Source organism: Sphingomonas sp., assembly GCF_036387595.1.
Lineage (GTDB): Bacteria > Pseudomonadota > Alphaproteobacteria > Sphingomonadales > Sphingomonadaceae > Sphingomonas.
Window position 1 is genome coordinate 1 of the sequence record NZ_DASVTL010000104.1, and the last position, 1,650, is coordinate 1,650.

At 68.9% G+C, this 1,650-nt stretch carries 3 protein-coding genes; all 3 read right to left on the bottom strand.

Features of this window, described 5'->3' with window-relative positions; all coding sequences use genetic code 11:
• Nucleotides 1-676 (bottom strand): TonB-dependent receptor (locus VF643_RS12015; RefSeq protein ID WP_331043629.1); only part of this gene is annotated, 676 nt, incomplete at its 3' end.
• Between the two features lie 116 nt (nucleotides 677-792).
• The gene (locus VF643_RS12020) at nucleotides 793-1,284 is read right to left on the bottom strand and encodes a cupin domain-containing protein (protein WP_331043630.1); all 492 of its coding nucleotides are present in this window, start codon (nucleotides 1,282-1,284) and stop codon (nucleotides 793-795) included.
• Nucleotides 1,281-1,650: Gfo/Idh/MocA family oxidoreductase (locus VF643_RS12025; RefSeq protein WP_331043631.1), on the bottom strand; the 370-nt coding region annotated here is incomplete at its 5' end. The genes VF643_RS12020 and VF643_RS12025, both read right to left, overlap by 4 nt.

Below are 1,650 nucleotides of genomic sequence, written 5' to 3' on the forward strand. Positions count from 1 at the left end.
GTTCATAGGGTGCCGGACGATCGGCGCTGCCGCGGCTCTCCGCCACCGTCGGGATGAAGCCGTCGCCGCGCGAATAGGCGCCCGACAGCGTCGCGAACCCGGCGCCGCGGACCAGCGCCGCCGATCCCTGCGCCTCGACCGCGTCGCGGCTGCCATAGGACACCCGGCCATCGATCGCGTGGAGCTGCGACGGGGTGGCGCTTTCCAGTTCGATCGTGCCGGCCAGCGCGCCGGGCCCGTAATAGCCGCTGCCGCCGCCGCGGGTGACCCGGATCAGGCCGAGCCGGTCGGTCGCATAGGCGGGGAAGGCGACCCAGCCACCGAACGGGTCGGTCTGCGGCACGCCGTCGAGGATCAGCAACGCGCGGCTCGATGCGTTGCCGCCGATCCCGCGCAGCGACAGCCCCTGGCTGGTGGGATTGGCCGAACGCGAATCCGATCGCCGGAACTGCTGGAGCCCCGCGACGTCGGCGAGCACGCTTTCGAGCCGGCTGCTGGCGTTGGCGGTGATCCGATCGCGGTCGATCGTCACGGCCGTGGCTACCCGATCGGCGGGAGAGGCATCAAGCCCGCGCCCGGTGACGACGATGTCGCCCTCGTCACGCTGGTCCTGCGCGGTCGCGATTGCCGGCACGCCCGCGGCCAGGAGGGAAACGGCACCGATGATGATCTTCATGATAACGCGTCCGATTGGTCGCAGCGCAACGGTCTGCATCGTGTCGATGCCCTAGGAGCAATCGGCGGGCGAAATCCAGTCCGACCTCGGCAGTATCCGCCCGCCAACCCCTTCGATCAGCGCGTCGATGCGGGCAGCTTCATTCCGAGCAGCACCAGTCGATCACCGGTGATCCCGAAATAATGCGGCGTACCCGCAGGGATCAGCATCACGTCGCCGGTCGCCAATTGGCGGGTCGTGCCGCCGACGATCCGGCTGCCTTCGACCAGTTCCGGCTTGGTGGTGCTGGCATCGGCCATCGTGCCGCCGCTGATCAGCGTGCCACGGCCTTCGATGACGATCGCATATTCGGCTTGGCCGGGATGAACCGCAGGGCGCCCCGGCTTCTTCCAATATTCGAGCGCGCCGATGGTCTGCCCGTCACGCACCAGCGGCTGCCATGCAAAGCCTTGGCCCGGCTTCATCGCTCGGCCCATCGCCGCGACCTGCGTGCGAACCTCCGCCGCGGCGGCGAAGCCGGTCGGGTCGGTCGTCGCATCCTGCCCGATCGCCGCTGTGCTCGCCATGGCCAGCGCGATCGACAGCGCGGTGCGCATCGACCCGATCATGCCGCCGAACCCAGGCGGATCGTCCGGCCTTCGCGCGCGGAGCGGTAGATCGCCTCGACGATTCGGATGTCCCGCAGCCCTTCCTCGCCCGACACGATCGGCTCGCGGCCGGCGGCGATACACTCGGGCAGATGATCGAGCTGCCCGACGAACTGGTTCTTCCACCGCGTCGGCGGCGGGGTGACCGAGGTCTCGCGGCCGTCCTTGCCGGTCCACATCTTCTGTCCGTCATAGCGGGTCGCCGGCTCGAGTTCGATGCGGCCGCGCTCACCCATCGTCAGGATGCGGTTCTGGTTGGCGCTGTACATCGAATGGCACATCGCCATCGCACCCGACGGGAACTCCAGGGTCCACTGCATGATATCC

Bases quoted from the DNA above. Each gene is read 5' to 3' on its own strand.
- VF643_RS12020 (WP_331043630.1), bottom strand. From the start codon at position 1,284: ATGATCGGGTCGATGCGCACCGCGCTGTCGATCGCGCTGGCCATGGCG.